Origin of the sequence: Saccharopolyspora spinosa NRRL 18395, assembly GCF_000194155.1 — a bacterium.
GTDB lineage: Bacteria > Actinomycetota > Actinomycetes > Mycobacteriales > Pseudonocardiaceae > Saccharopolyspora > Saccharopolyspora spinosa.
On sequence record NZ_GL877878.1, the window covers coordinates 983,594 to 1,004,326 of the forward strand.

At 67.4% G+C, this 20,733-nt stretch carries 21 protein-coding genes and 3 pseudogenes; 14 read left to right on the plus strand and 10 right to left on the minus strand.

All coding sequences use genetic code 11. The features are described from left to right. The first annotated feature begins 22 nt into the window (after positions 1–22). From SSPN_RS0104860 to SSPN_RS42485, 4 genes are read left to right on the plus strand one after another with little or no spacing between them, the layout of a single operon-like run. Entirely contained in the window at positions 23–739 is a 717-nt protein-coding gene (locus tag SSPN_RS0104860; RefSeq protein ID WP_029534976.1) for a class I SAM-dependent methyltransferase, read from the plus strand. 6 nt (positions 740–745) lie between these two features. Then, entirely contained in the window at positions 746–1,945 is a 1,200-nt protein-coding gene (locus tag SSPN_RS0104865; RefSeq protein ID WP_010692667.1) for an acyl-CoA dehydrogenase family protein, read from the plus strand. Beyond that, complete coding sequence (locus SSPN_RS0104870) at positions 1,942–2,982, plus strand: type III polyketide synthase (RefSeq protein ID WP_010692668.1); 1,041 nt, start codon at positions 1,942–1,944, stop codon at positions 2,980–2,982. The genes SSPN_RS0104865 and SSPN_RS0104870 overlap by 4 nt, the downstream gene beginning before the upstream one ends. 3 nt (positions 2,983–2,985) lie before the next feature. Next, complete coding sequence (locus SSPN_RS42485; RefSeq protein WP_010692669.1) at positions 2,986–3,780, plus strand: DUF2071 domain-containing protein; 795 nt, start codon at positions 2,986–2,988, stop codon at positions 3,778–3,780. On the opposite strand, the gene SSPN_RS0104880 is transcribed toward SSPN_RS42485, so the two are convergent. After that, a complete protein-coding gene (locus SSPN_RS0104880) occupies positions 3,744–4,265 on the minus strand; it encodes a lytic polysaccharide monooxygenase auxiliary activity family 9 protein (RefSeq protein ID WP_010692670.1) in 522 nt (173 codons plus the stop codon). The two genes, SSPN_RS42485 and SSPN_RS0104880, sit on opposite strands and share 37 nt — an antisense overlap. A 576-nt stretch (positions 4,266–4,841) precedes the next feature. Between SSPN_RS0104880 and SSPN_RS0104885 the strand changes: the two genes are divergently transcribed. The 3 genes and pseudogenes from SSPN_RS0104885 to SSPN_RS50410 form a co-directional block, all read left to right on the plus strand. Further along, positions 4,842–5,780, plus strand: coding sequence for an LLM class flavin-dependent oxidoreductase (locus tag SSPN_RS0104885; protein ID WP_010692671.1), 939 nt, complete (start codon positions 4,842–4,844; stop codon positions 5,778–5,780). Between the two features lie 56 nt (positions 5,781–5,836). Further along, positions 5,837–6,961, plus strand: a complete 1,125-nt coding sequence (locus SSPN_RS0104890; protein WP_010692672.1) for an MFS transporter — start codon at positions 5,837–5,839, stop codon at positions 6,959–6,961. A 49-nt stretch (positions 6,962–7,010) separates the two neighbouring features. After that, positions 7,011–7,124: pseudogene (locus SSPN_RS50410) on the plus strand (endonuclease); the annotation flags it as partial. 69 nt (positions 7,125–7,193) lie between these two features. Here SSPN_RS50410 and SSPN_RS0104900 read toward each other — a convergent pair. Beyond that, entirely contained in the window at positions 7,194–8,045 is an 852-nt protein-coding gene (locus SSPN_RS0104900; RefSeq protein ID WP_010692674.1) for an alpha/beta fold hydrolase, read from the minus strand. A 49-nt stretch (positions 8,046–8,094) separates the two neighbouring features. On the opposite strand from SSPN_RS0104900, the gene SSPN_RS0104905 reads away from it, so the two are divergent. Further along, entirely contained in the window at positions 8,095–8,550 is a 456-nt protein-coding gene (locus tag SSPN_RS0104905) for a MarR family transcriptional regulator (RefSeq protein ID WP_010692675.1), read from the plus strand. Between the two features lie 51 nt (positions 8,551–8,601). Here the strand turns inward: SSPN_RS0104905 and SSPN_RS0104910 are convergent, their stop codons facing one another. Beyond that, positions 8,602–9,144 carry a PadR family transcriptional regulator gene (locus tag SSPN_RS0104910; RefSeq protein WP_010692676.1) on the minus strand — a complete coding sequence of 181 codons (543 nt, stop codon included), beginning with the start codon at positions 9,142–9,144 and terminating at the stop codon, positions 8,602–8,604. 392 nt (positions 9,145–9,536) lie between these two features. Here SSPN_RS0104910 and SSPN_RS59285 point away from each other — a divergent pair, with 392 nt between their 5' ends. From SSPN_RS59285 to SSPN_RS42495, 4 genes and pseudogenes are all read left to right on the plus strand, one after another. Further along, positions 9,537–9,671 (plus strand): acyl-CoA dehydrogenase family protein, encoded by a 135-nt coding sequence (locus tag SSPN_RS59285; protein ID WP_010692678.1) that lies wholly within the window; start codon positions 9,537–9,539, stop codon positions 9,669–9,671. Positions 9,672–9,865: 194 nt separating this feature from the next. After that, positions 9,866–10,327: pseudogene (locus SSPN_RS62470) on the plus strand (MFS transporter); the annotation flags it as partial. A 154-nt stretch (positions 10,328–10,481) separates the two neighbouring features. Beyond that, on the plus strand, positions 10,482–10,970 hold the full coding sequence (locus SSPN_RS59295) for an MFS transporter (protein ID WP_237710455.1): 489 nt from the start codon (positions 10,482–10,484) through the stop codon (positions 10,968–10,970). A gap of 365 nt (positions 10,971–11,335) precedes the next feature. Next, on the plus strand, positions 11,336–11,737 hold the full coding sequence (locus tag SSPN_RS42495; RefSeq protein ID WP_010692681.1) for an HNH endonuclease family protein: 402 nt from the start codon (positions 11,336–11,338) through the stop codon (positions 11,735–11,737). Positions 11,738–12,094: 357 nt separating this feature from the next. Here the strand turns inward: SSPN_RS42495 and SSPN_RS0104935 are convergent, their stop codons facing one another. From SSPN_RS0104935 to SSPN_RS61465, 5 genes and pseudogenes are all read right to left on the minus strand, one after another. Further along, positions 12,095–12,862 carry an SDR family NAD(P)-dependent oxidoreductase gene (locus tag SSPN_RS0104935; RefSeq protein ID WP_010692682.1) on the minus strand — a complete coding sequence of 256 codons (768 nt, stop codon included), beginning with the start codon at positions 12,860–12,862 and terminating at the stop codon, positions 12,095–12,097. A gap of 8 nt (positions 12,863–12,870) precedes the next feature. Next, positions 12,871–13,893: a phosphotransferase family protein gene (locus tag SSPN_RS0104940; RefSeq protein ID WP_010692683.1), complete on the minus strand. Its 1,023-nt coding sequence runs from the start codon at positions 13,891–13,893 to the stop codon at positions 12,871–12,873. Between the two features lie 4 nt (positions 13,894–13,897). Then, positions 13,898–15,085 carry an acyl-CoA dehydrogenase family protein gene (locus tag SSPN_RS0104945; RefSeq protein WP_249028315.1) on the minus strand — a complete coding sequence of 396 codons (1,188 nt, stop codon included), beginning with the start codon at positions 15,083–15,085 and terminating at the stop codon, positions 13,898–13,900. A gap of 151 nt (positions 15,086–15,236) precedes the next feature. Further along, positions 15,237–15,896, minus strand: coding sequence for an aldehyde dehydrogenase family protein (locus tag SSPN_RS61460; protein WP_272941748.1), 660 nt, complete (start codon positions 15,894–15,896; stop codon positions 15,237–15,239). A 24-nt stretch (positions 15,897–15,920) separates the two neighbouring features. Beyond that, a pseudogene (locus tag SSPN_RS61465) lies at positions 15,921–16,513 on the minus strand (aldehyde dehydrogenase family protein); the annotation flags it as partial. 230 nt (positions 16,514–16,743) lie between these two features. Here SSPN_RS61465 and SSPN_RS57515 point away from each other — a divergent pair. Both SSPN_RS57515 and SSPN_RS0104960 read left to right on the plus strand, forming a co-directional pair. Then, a complete protein-coding gene (locus tag SSPN_RS57515) occupies positions 16,744–17,349 on the plus strand; it encodes a PaaI family thioesterase (RefSeq protein ID WP_187764613.1) in 606 nt (201 codons plus the stop codon). A gap of 37 nt (positions 17,350–17,386) precedes the next feature. Then, a complete protein-coding gene (locus tag SSPN_RS0104960) occupies positions 17,387–18,037 on the plus strand; it encodes a TetR/AcrR family transcriptional regulator (protein ID WP_010692687.1) in 651 nt (216 codons plus the stop codon). 442 nt (positions 18,038–18,479) lie between these two features. Here SSPN_RS0104960 and SSPN_RS0104965 read toward each other — a convergent pair whose 3' ends face one another. Continuing rightward, complete coding sequence (locus SSPN_RS0104965) at positions 18,480–18,806, minus strand: SDR family oxidoreductase (protein WP_010692688.1); 327 nt, start codon at positions 18,804–18,806, stop codon at positions 18,480–18,482. Between the two features lie 111 nt (positions 18,807–18,917). Continuing rightward, positions 18,918–20,717: a flavin-containing monooxygenase gene (locus SSPN_RS0104970; RefSeq protein WP_044572578.1), complete on the minus strand. Its 1,800-nt coding sequence runs from the start codon at positions 20,715–20,717 to the stop codon at positions 18,918–18,920. Positions 20,718–20,733 lie beyond the last annotated feature (16 nt).

Sequence of the window (20,733 nt, forward strand, 5' to 3'; positions counted from 1 at the left end):
CGAGTGTGCCAGCCTGGAGCGCATGGCACGCTCCGGCCGGACCGTGCGGCGCAACGATCCTCTGCTGTACGAGGTCTTCGCCGACCAGTGGTGGCAGCCGCGTGGTGTCTTCGCGATGTTGCACTGGCTCGCCGCCGCTCGCGGCGCGCTCGTCCCCACCGCACCGCGCACCGGAGCGGTGCTGGTGGACCTCGGCTGCGGCGCGGGACTGCTGGCCCCGCACGTGGCGGGAAAGGGGTACTGGCACGTCGGTGTGGATCGGTCGCGGACCGCGTTGCGGCAGGCCGCCGAGCACGGGGTGCAGCCGGTCGCTGGGGATGTCCTCGCGGTTCCGCTGCCGGACGGGTGCGCGGATTGCGTGGTGGCAGGGGAGGTTCTGGAACACGTGGCCGATTTGCCCGCCGCGGTGGGGGAAGCCTGCCGGTTGCTGCGGCCCGGGGGCCTGCTGGTGCTCGACACGCTGGCGGCGACGGCCCTGTGCCGGGTGGTGGCGATCGGGATCGCCGAACGCGTGCCGCACGTGGCAGTGCGCGGAGTGCACGATCCGGCGCTGCTGGTCGACCGCGGCGAGCTGATCGCCGAAGCGGCCCGGCACGGCGTCGCGCTGACCCTGCGCGGGGTGCGTCCGTCGCTGGTGGACCTGCTGACCTGGGCCGCCGGCCGAGGGAGAGGCGTTCGGATGGTCCCGTTCTCGTCGACAGCGGTGCTGTTCCAGGGCATCGGCCGAAAGAAGGGGTGAGAGCTGTTGTCGCTGTTCCCGGTCGTAGAACCGTTTTCACCGGCCGCCGCGCAGGAAGCGGCGCGGGACCTGGTTCCGCGCATCGCCGCGCGCGCACAGCACTACGACGCCTCCGGTGCCTTTCCCAGCGAGGACTTCGTCGATCTGCGTGCTCGCAGCCTGCTGGGGCTCATGGTTCCCGCGGAACTGGGCGGGTTCGGCGCATCGTTCGCCGATTACGCCGCGTTCGCGGCCGAACTGGCCGGTGGGGCCGGTTCGACAGCGCTGATCTTCAACATGCACGCTTCGGTCACCGGCGCGCTGGCGCACACGCCGGAAGAACTGCTGCGGGAACTCGGCGCGCCGGAAAGCTGCTTCGCCGCGCGGGATCGGCTGCTCGCTGCGGCGGCCGGCGGCGCGCTCTACGCGGTGGCTATGAGCGAACGGGGCACGGGTTCGAGGTTGTCGCGCACCGCCACCACCTTCCGCCGCTGCGACGGTGGATATCGGATCAGCGGCAGCAAGGCCTTCGTCTCCGGTGCCGGGCATGCCGACGCCTACCTGGTCACCGCCCGGGACGTAGACGCCGTCGAGCCGAAGGTGTCCTACTTCGTGGTCCCGACCGGCGACGGCATCCGGGTGGAACCGACCTGGGATTCGATGGGCATGCGCGCCACGGGAAGCCACGACGTGCACTTCGAGGTGTCGGTCGGCGCGGATGCGCTGCTGGGCGGGATCGAGGGCATCACGCTGCTGGTGGCGCAGGTGATGCCGCAGTGGCTCGTCGCGTCGTATGCCGCTGTGTACGTAGGCGTGGCGCGGTCGGCGCTGCGCGTTGGCGGCATGCACCTGCACGAGCGCGGACTGCACACCTTGCCGACCGTGCGTTCCCGGATGGGGCGGGCGGATGCGGCGGTCGCCGCGGCCGACGCCGTGGTACGGGAGGCGGCTCGGCGAGTGTCGGAGCGGCCGGGGGAGCCGGAGACGAACCGCTGGGTGTGGCGGGCGAAGCTGGTCGCCGGTGACACCGCGGCATCGGTGGCTTCGTCGGTGCTGGAGGCCGCCGGGGCGTCGGCGACGCGGCGCGGGCATCCGCTGGAGCGGATCTACCGCGACGCGCGGTGCGGTGCGCTGCAACCGGCGACCTCCGACGTCTGCGCCGACTGGCTCGGGGTGGCCGTGCTCGGCGGCGACCCCGACGACGAAAGCGAGTCGCCGCGTTGGTGACGCCGTTGATCGCCGGCTTCGGCTCGGCGCTGCCGGACACCGCCGAGCAGCAGGTGCTGTGGGACGACTTCTTCCAGGAGCATTTCCGCGCCAGCCGCCTCGCCCGGCGGGTGTTCGCGGGCGCCGGGGTGCGGCGCCGGCACACGGTGGCCAACCCGAGCAAGGAGGACCTGTCCGGCTGGTCCACGGCGGCCCGGATGCGCCGCTTCAGCGAGGAAGCCCCGCATCTGGGACACCGGGCGGTCGCCGCCGCGTTGGACGACGCCGGCATCGGCGCCGACGAGGTCGGCCTGCTCACCGTCGTCTCCTGCACCGGGTACGGCACGCCAGGGCTGGACATCAAGCTCGCCGCCTCGCTCGGGCTGCGCCCGGACCTGCGGCGGCTGTTCGTCGGCCACATGGGTTGCTACGCGGCCCTTCCGGCCCTCGGCGGCGTCGCGGACTTCGTCGCGGCGCACGGGCGAGCCGCGGTGCTGCTGTCCGTCGAGTTGACCTCATTGCACATCCAGCCGCCGACCGATGACCCGCAGCAGGTGGTCTCCCACGCGCTCTTCGGTGATGCGGCCGCGGCTGCGGTCCTGCAGCCACACTCGGCGGGGCTGGCGGTCGTCGACATCGCCGCCTTCACCGACGCCAGCGCGAGCGACCACATGACCTGGGACATCACCGACCTCGGCTTCCGGATGGGGCTTTCGCCGCAGGTGCCGGACGTGCTGGCCCGGCACCTCGGCGCGGTGCTCGACGACCTGCTGGACCGGAACGGCTTGCGGCGCAGCGACATCCGCGGCTGGGCGGTGCACCCGGGTGGCCCGCGCATCCTCGACACCGTCGAAGACACCCTCGGCCTGCCGCCCTCGGCCCTTCAGCCGTCGCGCGATGTTCTCGCGGAGCGCGGCAACTGCTCCTCCGCGACGCTGCTGATGGTCCTCGAAGAGCTCCGGGCCGGCGGCGAACTCCGGCCCGGGAGCCACATCGCGGCCCTGGCGTTCGGCCCCGGACTGACGCTCTACGCCGCGCTGCTGGAAGTCATCATGTGAGTCATGGGACTCGAACCGATCACGCTGGCCGCGCCCCACCAGGTGCGTTGGTCGTTCACCTGTCAGGTCTGGCGCGACGTCGTGTTCGTGCATTGGCCTTGCGCGGCACGGGAAATCGAGGCGGTGCTGCCGCCGCGTACCCGGCCGGACCTGTTCGACGGCACGGCGTGGGTCGGCGTGGTCGGGCTGGGGATGGTGGTCACCAGTCCGCTGCGGATGCGGTTCACCGAGGTCAACGTGCGGACCTTCGCCGTCGACGAGCACGGCCGCCGCGGATTGGTGTTCCTCTCCTTGGAGGCCTCGCATCCGGCATTCGTGCGTCTCGCCAGGGCGGTGGGGCGTCTTCCGTACCGGTCCGCGGCGGTCGAATGCTCGCTGACCGCAACCGAAACTGCCTACCGCGTCGAGCGATCTGGCATTGGCCTGAGCATTCGCATCCAGCGCCGGGAGCGCGTCGTGCCGACCAGCGCGGACCGGTTTCTCACCGCGCGCTGGCGGATGTTCTCGACGTGGCGCCGCTGGCCCGTCGAATTCCCGGTGGAGCACGAGCCCTGGGCGCTGGATTCCGCCGAACTGCTGGATTTCGACGACGCCGGGCTGCTGGGCGAGTTCGGCATTGCCCCGCCGAGCCGAGCCGTTGTCCGGTTCGCGTCCAGAGTGGACGCTCGATTCGGCTTGCCCGCTCCGGTGTCACGCCGCGGCGGGCCCGGCTCCGTGTGGGGCGCGGGCCCGCCGGTTTCGCGGAAACGCCGGTCGAACGGTCACTTGCCGCCAACGTCGAGGTCTACGCAGGCGTAGAAGGCGTTCGCGGTGTCGGCGACGTTCCAGACCGCCAGCACCTTCTGCTTGCCGCTGACGCCTCCGAGGTCGACGGTGTGCGACAGCTGCGACGGCGGTTGCTGGCCGCCCTGGTCGAACACGGCGACCCGGTTGCCGCCGATGAAGTACTCCCAGGTCGTCGTGCGGTGCGCGACGGTCAGCGCCCAGTTGAACGTCACCGAGTTGCCGACCGGCGTCGCGGTCCAGCCCTTGCTGTCGTCGTCGAGCTCCGCGAATCCCTCGTTGCCGCCGCTGCAGCTGGTCAGGCCCTTCGGGCCCTCGACGCTCTGCGGCTCGTGCTTGATCGCGCCGCACGGAACGGTTCCGGCGGCGCACTGGGCCTGCCGGCTCGGCGGCGAGTCGATGTAGCCGTGCGCGCTGGCGCTGCCGGCCGGGATCGTGATCAGGAAGGGGGCGAGCGCCGCACCGACCACGGCGGCGGCGAGCTTCGGGTTCTTGTTCATCTCGGCTCCTTTGGCGAGACCGCCTCGTCAGGTCGGTGGTGCCTGACCGGCGGTTGCTGGGGTGGAACTTGGCCGAGGAGGGGAGAAGGAACATTCCGACGACCACCGGTCAGCCGGGCGGACCCCGCGCTCAGCCGTGGTCTGGACCATAGGTTTTGGTTCTTGTGGCGGGGAAGAATATTCGGCCGGTTCGGCGCCCCGTTCACGCCGTCCGGATCGGCGGCTGGTCTGCGACGATGTGCCGGATGTCCGTTTCGGGCGCATTTTTCCCAAGCCGTTTGCCATTTTTCACCCGCCGTTCATGGAACCTTCAAGCTCCGGGCCAGATTTCGGTGCGCCAGTCCGCCTGGTGGGACGGCCGGTGCGGCGGTTGACACCGGTGGCAGCCCGCTCGACGATCGCCTGGTGATGACCGCGTTCACCCGGCGCCGGCACGTCGATCTGCGCCGCGTGGCCAGCCAGGCCTGTCGCCGGTGACTGGCGCGCGAACCAGCGCGTCGAACTATCAAGTCCTAAGAGGACATCCCAATTCCCGGTTTCTCGGGTTGCCGTCGGCGGTGACCCGGGTGGAGGTGCGTGGACGTGCAGTTGGGCATCCTGAGTCTGGGTAGCACGCAGCCGGACCCGCTGACCGGCGAAACGCAGTCGACGACCCGGCATTTCGACGACGTCGTGCGGCTGGCCGAGTTCGCCGAGGCGCTGGGGCTGGACTACTTCGGCTTCGGCGAGCACCACGCGGGCCGCACGGTGGCGACGGCGCCACCGGTGGTGCTCGCGGCGATCGCGGCCCGGACCAGCCGCATCCGGCTGATCACCGCGGTCACGCTGCTGAGCACGCTCGACCCGCTGCGGGTGGCCGAGGACTACGCCACGCTCGACCACCTGTCGCACGGCCGCCTCGAACTGATCGTGGGCAAGGGCAATTCCGCCGATCCCTACACCATGTTCGGCTACGACCGCGCGCACCAGTGGGACCTGCAGGCCGAGCACTACGAGCTGCTGCACCAGCTGTGGCGGGAGGAGGACGTCACGTTCACCGGGCGGTTCCGCGCCCCGCTGGACGGCGTCACCAGCCTGCCGCGACCGCTGCAGACCCCGCCGCCGGTCTGGCACGGGGTCGCCACCAGCCACGCCTCGCCGGACCTCGCGGCCAGGTACGGCGATCCGATCTTCGTGGCCAACGCGATCCAGCCGATGGAGAACTACGGAAAGCTCGTCGACCACTACCGAGAGCGCTGGGCAGCCTACGGCCACCACCCGGCGCGGGCCCGGGTGGGTTCCGGCGGGCTGCTGTTCGTGGGCAAGACCTCCCAGCAGGCGAGGGACGCGCTGCGCCCGTACTACGAGGCCCAGTGGACTGACCGCGACCCCACCCGCGACCACGGCGGCGTCGGCGACGAACCGGCGGGGCAGACGCTGGAGACCAACATCGCCGCCGGCGGCCTGTTCGCTGGCAGCCCGGAGGAGATCGTGGACAAGGTCGGCACCTACCGGGAGCGCTTCGGGAGGCGGTAGTTGATGATCCGGCATCGGACGGCCGATCCAGGAAGCCGTTCGGGGTCGGCAGATCGGTGAACGCTCGGGTCGCGCTTCACATCGGCGGACTGCTCGGGCCGTTCGGCGGCGGCGTGGTCTCGGCGATGCTGCCGGAGTTGAGCCGCAGTTTCGCCGTGTCGCAAGGCATCGCGGCGACATCGCTGACCGTCTACCTGCTGCCGTTCGCGATCGTCATGCTGGTGTCCGGCAGTCTCGGCGAGCGGTGGGGCATGAGCCGCAGCATCCGGATCGCCTACGCCGGATACGCCGTCGTGGCGTTGTTGGCCGCGTTCGCACCGTGGTTCTGGCTCTTCCAGACCAGTCGTGCGCTGCAGGGCATCGCGAACGCGTTCACTACGCCGCTGCTGCTGGCCAAGCTCGCCGCCGTCACGCCGAAGGAGCGCCTGGGGCGGGCCCTGGGCACCTACGGCGCGACGCAGGCGATCGGGCAGACGTCGGCACCGCTGGTCGGTGGGCTCGCGGCGGAAGGGTCCTGGCAGTGGGCCTTCGTCGGCCTCGCCGCGGTCGCCGCCGGGCTGGCGATCAGCCCGCTGCCGGCGGATTCTCGCGACGGTGCGGCGCAGCGCCCCGCCTCGCTGCTGGACGCCTGGCGGATTTCCGTGCTGCGGACTGGAGGCGTCGCCTTCGTCGCTTGGGCGTGCTTGGCGGGCCTGCCGTTCCTGGTCTCGTTCCGGCTGGACGACGCGTTCTCCCTGAGCCCCGGCGCGCGTGGGCTGGTGCTCACCGCCTACGGCGTGGCGGGGGCGATCGGGGCCAGGTTGACCGGCGGGGCAGTGGACCGGTACGGCCAGCGCGCTGTCGTGTGCGTCGGATTGCTGTTCGCAGCGCTGGCTGTCGCGTCGATCGGGCTGGTCGCGTGCCTGCCTGCGGTGGCGGTGGCCTGGGCGGTCGGCGGTGTCTGCGCGCAGCTGATCCTGGTCGGCATCCACGCCACGGTGCTCACCGGCGGGCCCAGCGGGCACGGCGGGACCATCTCGGTGGTGACCGCGTTGCGGTTCCTCGGGATGTCGGCCGCTCCGGCGGCGTTCACCGGCCTGTACCGGTACGACGCGGCGCTGGGTTTCGTGCTTCCGGCGGCATTGCTCGCACTGACAATTCCGGTTGTTGTCGTTTGCTGGCCGCAACAATCCTCCGGTTGACGGGGCAGGAACGGCGGCATTTTCCCAGCGTACCGACGTGCACCACCCGCAGGATCCGCCGGACGCCGCGGAGCAGCGCCGCAACCAGGTGATCTTCGACCAGTTCCAGCACAACCGGGACCCGTTCATCGACCACCCGGAGTGGGTCGCCGAAACCTGTTGACCGCCAGGACTTTTCGAGGCGGAGGACAACTTCGGACGACTCGCTTATCCCGAAGATGCCCTTCACCGTTCAACGGCCGTCGAGGAAATCGACGAGGATTTCGTTCAGCCGAGCGGCGTTCCCGGCAGGTAGGGCATGGTGGCCGACGGCCGGAAGCAGCGCCGCCCGGACGTCGGAGACCAAGCGTTCGGCCTGTTCTATCAGGCGGTTGGCGTTGTGCGCCTTGCTGTTCTCCGCCGCCAGCACGAGCATCGGTATGGTCAGCCGCGTCGGGTTGGGGTTGGGACGGGTGATCAGCCTGGCCGCTGGGAAGTCGGCGCCGCGTGCTTGCAGTTCAAGGCAATCCGGATCGATGCCGGTGCCGTCGGCCTCCCAGCGCAGGAAGTCCCGGGTCCGCCGTGGTGAGGGCCGCAGCAGCATCGGAAGGGCGCGCAGCAGGTAACGCGGGTTCCAGCGGGCGAAGCACGCGGTGGGGTCGAGCAGCGCGAGCCTGCGCACCCGGGGTGAATGGATGGCGTAGTGCAGCGCGATCCACGCACCGTAGGAATGCCCGCACAGGTCGGTCTTCTCGACGCCGAGGTGGTCGAGCACTTCATCCAGCCAAGCAATCTGGTCGCCGACGCAGGTGACGGCCTCGCCGTCGGCGACGCTGCGTCCCGGGTCGCCGATGAGGTCGATGGCGTAGACCCGGTGCCGCTCGCCGAGTTGGCCGACGTTGGCGAACCAGGTGGTCGAGGTGGCTCCGCCGCCGTGCAGGAGAACCAACGGGTTGCCATCCCGTGCGCCGCAGGCGTGCACGCGAGTGCTGCCGAAAGCCGTCGGAACGTCGAGCCCGTCGACCGGGATCGGCCACTTCGCCAGCACCGCGTCGTAGGCGGCGAAGAAGTCCTCGGCGCTGCGGGAGGTCCGGAAGCCCATCATTTACCTCGCTCATCGAATATCTCGACGATCGAGAGATTAGCATGGTGCGGTGGAAGATGAACTCGAATTGGTCCATCTGCTGCGGTCCGTTACCGTCGAACTCGACCTGCTGGCCGCCGAATTCGCCGGAACGCACCGGCTGCACCCCACCGACCTGCGCGCCCTCATCGCGCTGCTGGACGCCGACCGGGCGGGCGAGACCGCGACGCCGGGCCGGCTGGGGGAGTGGCTCGGCCTGAACTCCGCATCGGTCACGGCGCTGATCGACCGGCTCGAACGTCTCGGCCACGTCCGGCGGGAACGCGACCCGGACGACCGGCGCAGGGTGAAGCTGGTCGTGGAAGAACGCGCCATCGTGCTTGGGTGGTCGTTCTTCGGACCGTTGATCGGAGAAGTGGTGGACAGGATGCGGTCCTACGACGATTCGGAGCGCCGGGCGATCCGGCGCTTCCTGCTCGACATGGACTCCCTGGTTTCCGGCCAGCGCCAAGCCCGGTCGGGATGACGCTGATCGGCCGGGGCCTTCCGTGGACGGGGTCGCTCCGGTCGCCGCTGCTCAGCCCAGGTCGGCGCGCAGGACGGTCAGCGCTTCGTCCAGCCAGGACACCATCGCTTCTTCGCTGAGGATTCCGCCGCGCAGCACCAGGTGTTGGTGCAACTGCTGTCCGGAAAGTCCTTCCGGCGCCGGGAAATCGCGTCGTTCGAGCGCGCGGAAGGCGGCTAGTCGCTGGCTGTGCAGTTGCCGGTGGCGGGCGACCTCCTCGACCACCCCGTCGACGTCGCCGACGCACGCGCCGCGGATCTTCACCGACAGTTCGTTGCGGATGGTCGGCGGGTCCACCGGCTTGGCGAGCCAGCGCGCCAGTTCTGCGGCGCCGGCTTCGCCGACCCGGTAGACCTTCTTGTCCGGTCGCTTGTCCTGCGCCACCTCGTCGCAGGACACCCAGTCCAGCTCGACCATCCGCTTCAGGCTCCGGTAGATCTGCTGGTGGCTGGCCGCCCAGAAGTACCCGATCGACTTGTCGAACCGGCGCGCCAGCTCGTACCCGGATCCCGCGCGCTCCTGCAGGGAAACCAGGATCGCGTACTCCAACGACACTGACCGCTCCTCAGCTCAGCCACCAACGCCAGCGCCGACGATAGTCGGCTCAGCTCGTCGCGCCGATCCCCCGCCCAGCCGTCCCCCGATCAGATCAGCGGCCTCCCCGGATGATGCACTGCACCAGATCTTCGACGGTCGGGATGTCGTTGATCAGCCCCTGGACCAGGCCAGCGCTGCTGCTTGCGCTGGAGGACACCGAAGCGCAAGCGGAACTGCTGCCCCGTTGCGGACGCTGGACCCAACCCGGCGGATCACGCGGCTGGACTTCCCCGCAGTCCCAGCCGGCATGTTGTCCCCAAAGAATTCTGGTGCTGCGCTTGGGAAAGCCCGGGACCTCGCGGTGGTCGCGTTCGCCGCCGAGCAGCTCGGCGGGATGGAACGCACGGGAGATGACCGTGGAGTACGCCAAGGTCCGGGTGCAGTTCGGCCGCGCCATCGGCTGGTACCAGCCGGTCAAGCACGGCTGCGCGGACATGTACAGCGTCTGGGAGCAGGCCCAGTCGGCCGTACGCTACGCCGCCTGAGTGGCGGACAACGCGTCCTCGCCATCTGATCGGCCACGTGGAGGACGCCTGCAGCCAAGTAAGTTGGCAGCAGGTGCCCTTCACTCGGAGATTGGTGGACGATGGGTGAGCGCTCGTTCGAGCTGAGGAAAGTTGCGCTCGCGGCGTTCGGACCGACCCTGCTGTTCGCGACCGGCGAGGGTGCCATCATCCCGATGATCCCGCTCATCGCCGCGGAAAAGGGCGCTGGCCTGGGGACGATGGGCTTGATCGGCGCCATGATCATGGTAGGGGAGCTCGTCGGCGACGTGCCCAGCGGTGCGCTCGTGCACCGCCTCGGCGAGCGGACGGCGATGATCGGCGCCGCGATCGTGTCGGTTCTCGGCCTGCTCGGCTGCTACTTCTCGACGAGCCCGTGGATGCTGGGCGCGAGCGTGTTCCTCGTCGGCCTGTCGACGGCGGTTTTCGCGCTCGCCAGGCACGCGTTCATCACCACGACGGTGCCGCTGCGCTACCGGGCCAGGGCGTTGAGCGTGCTCGGCGGGCTGTTCCGCGCGGGCTACTTCATCGGCCCGTTCCTGGCGGTGCTGGTGCTGGTGGCGACCCCCGACAAGCGGGCGGTCTTCCTGCTGCACGTCGCGTTCGCCCTGGCCGCAGTGATCCTGCTGCTGTGCACCGAAGACCTCGGCACCGCAGAGAACCCGGCCGTCATCCCCGAGCCCCAAGGACTGGTGGGAACGCTGGTGCACCACCGCGGCGTGCTGGTGCGGATGGGAACCTGCGCCGCGCTGATCGGCGGACTGCGGGCGTCCCCGGATGGTGGTGCTGCCGATGGTCGCGGTCGCCACCGGGCTGCCGCCCTCGACGACCGCGGTCGTCATCGGTATCGCTGGCGGGATCGACTTCGCGCTCTCCTACGCATCCGGCCAGATCATGGACCGCTTCGGCCGGATCTGGGCGGCCGTGCCGGCCATGACCGGACTGGCGGTCGGGCACCTGGCGCTGTTCGCGGTGGTCGACGAGCCGACCTTCGCGATCGTCGCGGTGTTCCTGGCGCTGGCCAACGGCACCAGCAGCGGAATCCTGATGACCCTCGGCGCGGACCTGGCGCCGCAGCCCGGTCCGGCACCGTTCCTCGGCGCCTGGCGGTTCACCGCGGACTTCGGGCAAGCGGTCGGGCCGGTCACCGTGTCCGGGCTGACCGCGCTGGTCGGCGTCGGTTTCGCCGGAGCGGGCATGGGAGTGCTCGGCCTGCTGGGGGCGGGCCTGCTGGTGCGCTACATCCCCCGCTACATCCCGCGAACCGGGGCGAGCGGCTGAACGTCGGTGTGCCAGGACACATTACCCACCCGGCGGAGTGAACCGCGAGCGCGCTGGGTGATCGAATGGCGGGTGACACCGCCGCCCGAACAGGAGAGACGCATGGCTGCCAAGAAGTCCGTCTGGGCGTCGGTCGTGGCGGCCGCGCTGCTGGGCCTGATGTGGGTGGTTTTCGAGTCCGGCTTCTTAGACCCGCAGGGCGGTGCCACCGGATCCGCCACCGGCCCCGCCGCCGAGCAGCTCGCCGAACTCCGCGTCGCCCCGGCGGGTTCGATGGACGGCTACTCGCGGGAGCGGTTCGGGAGCGGTTCAAGCACTGGATCACGAAACCGGAAGCCGGGAAGAACTGCAACACCCGCGAGGCGGTGCTGGCGCGGGACGGTCAGAACGTCCGCTCCAACAACGCTTGCGAGCCCACGTCGGGGACGTGGACCAGCGCCTACAACGGCCAGCAGCTGACCGACCCGTCGGCGATCGACATCGACCACATGGTGCCGCTGGCCAACGCCTGGCGCAGCGGCGCGAACAAATGGGACGACCAGCGCCGCGAGCAGTTCGCCAACGACATGCAGCTGCCCCAGCTGGTGGCCGTCGACGCGAGCTCCAACCGCAGCAAGGGCGACCAGGACCCGTCCCAGTGGAAGCCCGAGCGCGCCAACTGGTGCAGCTACGCGACGAGCTGGATCACGGTCAAGCACTCCTACGACCTGACCATCACCGAGCCGGAGCAGAAGGCGCTGCAAGAAATGCTCGCGACCTGCGGCTGATCGCCGCCGTGGTGTCAGGCGCTGTCGCCCTTCGGTGGGATGAGCGTGCTGAGCTCGTGCACGCCTCCGGCTGCCCAACGCGCCGTGCGGGTTGTTCGAGACATTCCCCAACCCTGTACAACAGGCCGCAGCCGGGCAAGGCAGAGCAGCGACCGCTGTCGACGCCGGACGCGACGGTGTGCGACACCCAGTTGCACGACGACCCTGGGGAATCAAGATCCTCGGTCTCGACGCCCCCGGCAACACGATGCCCATCGATACGTGCTGCGCCCGGAGACCTCCGCAGCCTGACGCACTACCCAGAAGGAGCCAGAGGACGCGCCCTCACCGTGGGGCCGCATCCTGCGGCTCATTTTCTCAGTGCCCGGACATGCCGCCGTCGACGGCGAGGGTGGTGCCGGTGATGTAGGACGAGGCGTCGCTGGCAAGAAATACGACAGCGGCATCGAGTTCGTGTTGCAGTCCGAGCCGGCCGAGCGGGCTGTGCGTGCGGATGAAGGGCAGGAGCGTGTCGTCGGGGATGGTTGCTGTCATCTCGCTGGCGAAATAGCCGGGTGCTATGGCGTTGACCCGGATGCCGCGTCGGCCGGACCATTGCTGCGCGAGGTCACGGGTGAGGCCGATGATGCCTGCTTTGCTGGCGGCGTAGGCCGCTTGGGGAGCGTAGGACTTGATCAGTGCCAGCACGCTGCTGATGTTGATGATGCTGGAGCCGGATTTCATGCGCCTTCCGCAGGCCTGCGCGGCCCAGTAGGCGCCGTTGAGGTTGACGTCGATGACCTGGCGAAATTGGTCCGGTGTCTCCCTCGTTGCGGGTACGGCGGTACCTATACCGGCGTTGTTGACCAGGATGTCCAAGCGCCCGAAGTGGGTCACCGCCTCATCGGCAAGGGCCTCGCACGCGTCAGGATCGGCGACGTCCACAGCCTTGATCAGCGTGCGTTTGCCTTGCTGTCGTATCTGCTGTGCTACTTGTTTCAGGCGGTCGGTGCGTCTGGCGGCAAGGACCACGTCGGCTCCGGCCTCGCCGAGTGCCAGGGCGAACCCCGCGCCCAGCCCGGAGCTCGCCCCGGTGACGACGGCGACTTTGCCGTCCAGCCGGAACCGGTTGAGGACGTTGGTCATGTCTGTCCTTAGAGCGTTGCCGCCGCGCGTAGTCCTGCGGCGGCGAGAGGTGGAACAGCTTGGCCAACGGACTCGAACCCGGCACCTCGGGTGAGTCCCTGGCGGTATCGGGCGTGGATTCCCTCGGCGATGACGGCGATCTTGAAGTACCCGAGGCTGACGTAGAAGTCGAGCTTGCTGAGGTCGCGGCGGCTGGTCGCCGCGTAGCGCTCCGCCAGGTCTTCGGCCGGTGGGAGGCGGGGGCTGGTCGATGCTGCTGATCCGGCAAGGACTGGAGCGAAGGCCGGATCCGAGTACACCAGGTGCAGTCCGAGGTCGGCCAGTGGATCGCCCAGTGTCGCCATTTCCCAGTCGACGATGGCCAGTGCCGTGCCCGGGTCATCGGGTGCGAGGATGACGTTGTCGATGCGGTAGTCCCCGTGCACGATCGATGTGTCGCCCTCGGGCGGGCATGTCGCGGCGAGTTTGGCGTGCAGGCTGTCGACGTCCGGCAACTGCCGGGTGCGTACCCGGAGCCACTGGTCGTACCAGCGGTGGACCTGGCGTTGGAGATAACCGCTCGGGCGTCCGAAGTCGCTTAGCCCGACCTCTGCCGGGTCAACGGCGTGCAGGCGTGCCAGGACGTCGACGAGGGCGAGGGCGCAACGAGTGGTGTCTTGATTGGATAGTGTCCGGAGCTGGTCTTCTGTTCTGATGACCGTGCCCTCGACATATTCGACCACGGAGAAGCGGACCCCGAGAACGTCTTCGCCGCCGAAGGCAACCGTGTTCGCGACCGGTACATCGCTGGCGGCCAGTGCTGCGACGACCCGGTATTCGCGAGCCATGTCGTGGGCAGACGGGGTGAGGCTACCCAAGGGCGGGCGGCGCAGCACCCAGCGATGGCGGCCGTCGTCGAGAAGGAAGGTCAGGTTGGAGCGTCCTCCTTGTAGGAGTGTGGCCGTCAGTGTCCCGCTGAAGTCGGGAATCTCCTTCGCGAAGAACTGCCGCAGCGCCGGGAGGTCAAGACCGTCGAGTGTGGAGTCTGTCATCGTCTCACCGTTGCTCGTGCTGGCGGAGCGCTCGTTTCGCGATCGACCAGCGATGGGTTTCGGAAGGGCCGTCGTAGATGCGGAAGGGCCTGACTTCACGCAGGAATCTGCCGAGCAGGATGTCGCCTGAGATGCCGAGTGAGCCGCAGACCTGAACCGCGCGGTCGACGCACCGCCAGATGGCCTCCGCGCAGAACGTCTTGGCGATCGACGTCGCTTGTGATGCGCGGTGACCCTGGTCGAGCTCCCAGCTCGCTCGGAGGATCAGACCGCGGGAAGCGGCGATGTCGATCTCGTTGTCGGCGATCATCTGCTGCACCATGCCGAGGTCGCCCAGACGTGACCCGAACAGGTGCCGTTCTGCTGCCCTGGCCGTGGCTAGATCTTGTGCCCGGCGGGCGATTCCGAGCCAGCGCATGCAGTGCGTCATTCGTGCGGGCCCCAGTCGCACCTGCGCGTAGCGGAAGCCTTCGTCGACCTGGCCCAGCACGGCGTCGTCCGGCACTACGCAGTTGTCGAAGACGAGCTCGATGTGCCCGCCGTAGAGGCTTTCGTCGAGGGTTTCGATGTGCCGGATCGTCTTCAGGCCCGGGTTGTCGTTGTCGACGAGGAACATGGTCGCACCACCAGAATCGCCCGGGGCGCCCGATGTTCTGGCCATGCAGATCGTGAACGCGGCCCCATCTGCTCCGGTGATGAACCACTTCCGGCCGTCGATGCGCCAACCTCCGTGCACTCGTTCGGCGCGGGTGGTCAGCGCACTGGGATCCGAGCCCGCCCCCGGCGCGGGCTCGGTCATCGCGAAGGCCGAGCGAACATCGCCCGCCGCCAGCGGCCGCAGATACTGCTGCTTCTGCTCGTCGGTGGCGATGGCCTCCAACATGTGCATGTTGCCCTCATCGGGTGCCGCGATGTTGAGTGCGAGCGGGCCCAGCAGCGAGTAACCCGCTTGTTCGAACACCTGGGCTCGGCCGCACATGTCCAACCCGTGTCCTCCATATTCGGGCGACACATGTGGTGCGAAGACCCCCGCGCGCTTCGCGGCCTGCTGTAGCTGCGACCGCACATCGTCCGATGGCACGACGCCTCGGTATTGCTCCTCCACAGGGATCACGGATTCGCGAATGAACTCGGCCGTCCGTTGGGCCAGGTCGGTCACTGGGGGAGCGGGCGTGAGGTCAACCGTCATCATGCCTCCGGTGGCTAATGCTAGGGGTTGCGACGGAACAGCTGCTCCGACTCAGTATGGCTCCGGTGGAGGTGGAGGAATGGCACGAGCGAATTGTGAGATCAAGGGTTTCCGCTCGCACGCGAGCGGAAACCGCTTCCGATGGGATCCAGCATCAGAACCGGATTTGCACGTTCTTTGTACGGGTGTATTCGAGGATCCCTGAAATCCCGCCGACGCGACCGAGGCCGCTCTGCTTGTACCCACCGAAAGGCGCGTTGGCTGCGGCGGGTGCCACTCCGCCATTCACCCAGATGTTGCCGGTTTCCATCGCGCTCGCCACACGGAACGCCCGATTGAGATCGTTGGTGTGGATGTAGCCGGCGAGGCCGTACCGGGAGCTGTTCGCCAGCGCGATGGCCTCGTCCTCGTGGTCGAACCGGAGCACCGATAGCACAGGGCCGAAGACTTCTTCCTGTCCGAGCTCACTGCTGTTGTCGACGTCGCCGAAGAGGGTCGGCGCGATCATGAATCCGGGCATCTCCAGGCGCACGCCGCCGGCCAGCAGCGTCGCTCCGTCTCCCTTGGCTCGATCCACCATTCCCATGATGCGATCCGCCGCAGCCTCCGTGATGACGGGGCCCATCCCCGTCGAGCGGTCCATTGCATCGCCGACCTTGAGGTCGTTCATCAGGCCGGCCAGCCGTTCGGTGTATTCGTCGTAGATGTCGCGGTGGACGATGAAACGCGACGCCAACGTGCATGCCTGCCCGTTCGTGACCAGCAGCCAACCAAGAGCACCAGTGTCGCTGGCACCCTGCACGACCGACACCACCCCGGGCGGGATACCCGCCTCCAGGGCCAGCCGGGCGAACAAGGTCGCACTGAACGGTGCGAGCTCCGAGGGTTTGATGATGACGCAGCATCCCGCGGCCAGCGGCGGAGCTGCGCACATTCCCAGTGATCCAACTGGGCCGTTCCAGGGGATGATGACTCCGACGACACCCACGGGCTCGACGAGCGTGTAGTCGAACGCTGCGCCAGGCTCGGTGGGCACGACCTCGCCACTGAGCTTGTCGGCCGCGCTGGCGGCGTAGTCCTTCCAGTTGAGCGAGTTATGCACGAGAACTCCGGCGTACGAAATCGGAATCCCGCTCTCCAACGCCGGCACCGCGTGCAAATCGTCAGAGCGCTCGGTGAGGAGATTCGCGAAGCGGGTGAGCACCCGCCGACGTTCAACCGGGTCCATGCACGCCATGCGTGGAAGGCCTTTCGTGCTGCGGCCACCGCTTCGTCGACATCCGAGTCGCCGGCCAGTGGGACGGGAGCCTGAGGCGCTCCGGTCGAGGGGTTCACGTGGTCGATCGAACTCCCGGCGCTCGCGGAACGGAGCTCGCCCCCGATCACCATGTCGGCCCGCAGCAACGCTGAGACGTCACCATTGATTGTCATTGCCGTTACGACCTTTTCCGTCGGAGAGGGTTGCTCGGACCCGGCAGACCGCCGTCCCGCAGTCGGTGAGCCGACGCTATTTGCGCTACATCGCACCTGTCAACACCCTCGTTGAAACCGCCCGGAAAGTTGTCAACTATGACGTTGACACGCCCATCGAGCAGCATTTATCCTGATCCACATCGGATGGAGAACGAGATGCGCGCAGCGCGACAGGAGTGGTGTGGGTGGTGAGCATCGACATCCCGCCGCACCCGTGGTGGAAACCCGGGCTGGACCTGCACCGTGGTGGAGACAGCTACGCCCACTTGTTGTCCGCGACGAGAGGCCTCCTGGATGCCGTCGCCGGAGTGGACGCACCCGAGGCTGTTTTGGCGGAAGTCGCGGGCGAGGTATCCCGGATCGCCGGACGGCTCAACTCGTACACGACATCGGACGAAAGTCAGATCGCGGGTACGCGAATGGATCTGCCGGGTCGGGGGCATCCACTCGTGGTGCCCTACAGGACGACGTCCTGGACCAGTGTTCGAATGACGGCGGAGGTCACTTTCACGCGCATCCACCTCGGAGATGGTGGAGCTGTGCACGGCGGAGTCACCGCTCTGCTTTTCGATGAGGTTCTCGGCCGGTTTGCCAACCACGGACGTCAGCCCGCGCGAACGGCTTTCCTGCACGTGAACTACCGCCGTCTTGTGCCGCTCGACGTGGACCTCGACATCCTGACCAAGGTAGATCGTGCTGAAGGACGCAAGCTGTACATAACCGCCGAGCTCTCCCACGACGGTACAGTCCTGGCGGATGCGGAAGGGCTGTTTGTTGCAGTAAGCGCCCAGTAGGCCACGACACATCGAGACGACCAGAGGAAGGCTGAGAATGGCAGAGCGGCGGGCGAGCCGGATTGGGGCACGGCGCAGAAACGCGCGCAAGGCGCCGTCAGACGGCTACGACGAACGCCGAGCCCGCTTGATCGAGGCTGCCGCCAAAGTCTTCCGGGACAAGGGTTTCCAGGGCGCTAGCATCAACGATGTCGCGACCGAGTTCGGCAGTGACCGTGCGACACTCTACTACTACGTGAGCAACAAGCACGAGCTGTTCGAAATGGTCATCGCGGATGCCGTGCAGGCGAACGTCAAGATGGCCGAGGAGGTGCGCTCCAGCGAGGCTGACGCGGCGACGAAGCTGCGCACGATATTGGTGGAGCTCATGCGTTCCTACGACGCGAACTATCCGCATCTGTTCGTCTATCTTCAAGAGGACATGTTGCGACTGGCAGGCGCGGACGCTGAATGGGAAGCCCGCATGCTCGACTGGAGTCGCCGCTATTTCCAGGCTGTGCGGGACGTCATCCAGCAAGGCATCGATGAGAAGCTTTTTACCTCCTCCCTGCCCGTCACGATCACGGCCCAAGGCGTGGTCGGCATGATCAGCTGGTCGCACCACTGGTACAAGCCCAGCGGCTCGGTTTCCGCCGACCAGATCGGCGAGGGCTTCGCCGACATGGTCCTACGCGGACTGGTTCGGTGAGCCTTCTTCCTCGTTCTGTGGCGAGTTCGAGCGCGAGGAGGCGTGGGGAAGTGCGCAGCGCCCGCCGGCTCGGTTCCTGATCCGCACGCGGCTCTACGGCGTCGTGGACATAGCGACACACCGCGGGCCACGCTGATGGCGAAACCGCTTGCCACCGGTCACCAGCCTCATCGGTGCGCAGATGTGCCAGTATCGGCAGCGCTTTCCGCGGGGCTGACAGTCGATGCAACGGAGCACGGATCCGACGCCAACGGAATGACTACCGCTGCTACGTCAGGTATCGCAGTGTCAAGGTGCACAACGCAGTCGTCGGTGGCGAAAGCACCGAAGCTCATCAGAGATCCGAGGTTGATCTGGGTGGACAACGAGCTTCGCCCTTTGCGGCAGATCGCGCCACCCAGACCAGCCTAGCTCAGGATGGAGAAAACGTCGGGAATCGAGATCAGCTAGCGCCGATCTTCTGCAGGAACCCGGCATCCACGGGCAGGGAGACACCGGTAACGTACCGTGATTCTTCCGAAGCCAGCCACAAGAGGGCATTGGACACGTCCACCGGCTCGACCCACGGGACTGGCATCGTGTTGAGGGCGGTGAACGCCTGGGCGAACTGTTCCCGGGAGGGATTGGGTTCTCCGGGGAAGAACAGCTTGTAGACGCCCTCGTGGTGGATCATGTTGGTGTTGACGGCGGTCGGCTGGAGATTGTTGACTCGGATGTTGTGCTGGCCCAGCTTGTTCGCCAGGCGGCACAGACCGACGACCCGTCCCATCAGAATTCTCCTCTAATTTGCGGAAACTGTCCTGTCACGAGACATGTGTGTCGCCTTGTCAGCGAGTCGATTAACTGTGTTGCCAAGGATGTCTTTCATACCGATCCGGACTCAGGGCGCGGCGTCGAATGGCAAGCGGCTGGGCATGATTCCTTCGAGTTCAGCCTTGATCTGAAGCGCGAGGAATCGCGAGTGGAGGCGGCAGTCCATCAGGGCGCCGCCCATGAACCACAGACCCGGTTGCGCCGTGCGCTTCCACATGTTCCTCATCGTGTAGTCCTCATCGAATCCCCAGATCGGTCCGACGCGGTCGGCGATCTCGTCGCCCAGCAACCCCCGGACTCCTTCCTGGAGGTTGCGGTACCCGGTTGCCATTACGGCGAGATCGGCATCGATTCGCTGATCGTCTGCCAGCACCAATCCCGTCTCGTCGAACGTGGCGATGTCACGCGCCTGGACGAGGTTGATCTTTCGGTCGGCGATAAGGTCAGAACACCCAACGTTGATGTAGTAACCGCCGCCTGTGCGCAGGTACTTCATGTGGAAGCCCGTGTTGTCCTCGCCGTAGTCGGTCTCGAACCCGACGGCGGCGAGTTTGTCGAGTAGCTCCTGGTCCAAGACCCGTGTCCGTTTGGTTAGCCACTGGTAGGTGTCTTTGAGCACCGGATACGGGATGGCTGCTGTGATGAGGTCAATGTCCTCGGCAGATGGCCCCTCCGAGTACAGCGAGTAGACCAAGGTCCCGCTGGGCACGAGGCTGACCACGCAGGTGGAGCCGCGCTGGACGATCGACACCGACTCTGCGCCGTTGGAATAGAGGTCCTGCGCCACGTCGTGCCCGCTATTGCCAGTACCGAACACGATCGCTTTCCGCCCGGCGTAATCCGTTCCACTGCGGAAATCCGATGAGTGGATGATCTCGCCGCGAAACTTCTCCAGCCCTTTCATGGCAGGCATGTTCGGCACCCCGCTCACGCCCCCGGTCGCAAGCACGAGATGGGGCACTGTGAGCTCTCGGGTGCTGCCGTCGGCTCGCCTTACCGCCACCGACCAGGTCCGTGCCCGCTCGTCGTAAGTGGCGTCATGCAATTCGGTGCCAGTCCAGACGTTGAGTTCCATAACGTCGGCATAGAACTCGAGCCAACCGGCTAGTTTGTCCTTCGGCACGAACGTCGGCCAGGTCGGTGGGAACGGTAGGTAGGGCAGGCTGTTCGCCCATATCTCGTTGTGCAAGGTCAGGGAGTGGTAACGCTGCCGCCAGTTGTCGCCGACTCTCTCATTGCGCTCGATCAGCAAGGCATCCACACCGATCGCCTTCAACCGTGCAGCCACACTGAGTCCGGCCTGCCCGGCACCGACGACCAACACCTCGGGGTCACGTTCGTCGAAACGTTGTTCCTTGATCCGTGCGTCAAGCCAGTTCTCGCTGGCAAAGCTATGTGAGAAGTCAACCCCACTCGGGCGCTGGTCACCGATCCTCTCGTCGAACCCGTGGATTTGCTGCAGCGTGGTGAGCAGGATCCACGCAAGCGGGTTCCCCGGCGACGCAGGATCGTAGACCAGCCTGACGAACCCGGTTCCCGCCCCGATTTCGGTATCGAAGTCGAAGTAGGCCTCGATGACCGACCGGGCGGACCGGCGCACGAGGCGGGGCGCGGCGCGGTCAGTCGAGAGACGCAGACTCCGTGGCTTCACGTCGTCCAGGGTGGCCTTCAAAGCCTTCTCGATTTCGTCCCGTCCCGTGAAGGTTTTGTAGGACCAGGTGAACGCCAGGATGTCTTTCCAGTGACCGTCGGGCTCGATGAAGGCGGCGATGGCCGCTGGGTCACCGTCTTCGACGGATTCCCCGAACCGTTTGAGCCAGTGGGCGAACACCTCTTCCACGTTGCTCGGGTCGACCTTCGGCTGCATCACGTTTTCCTTCCTT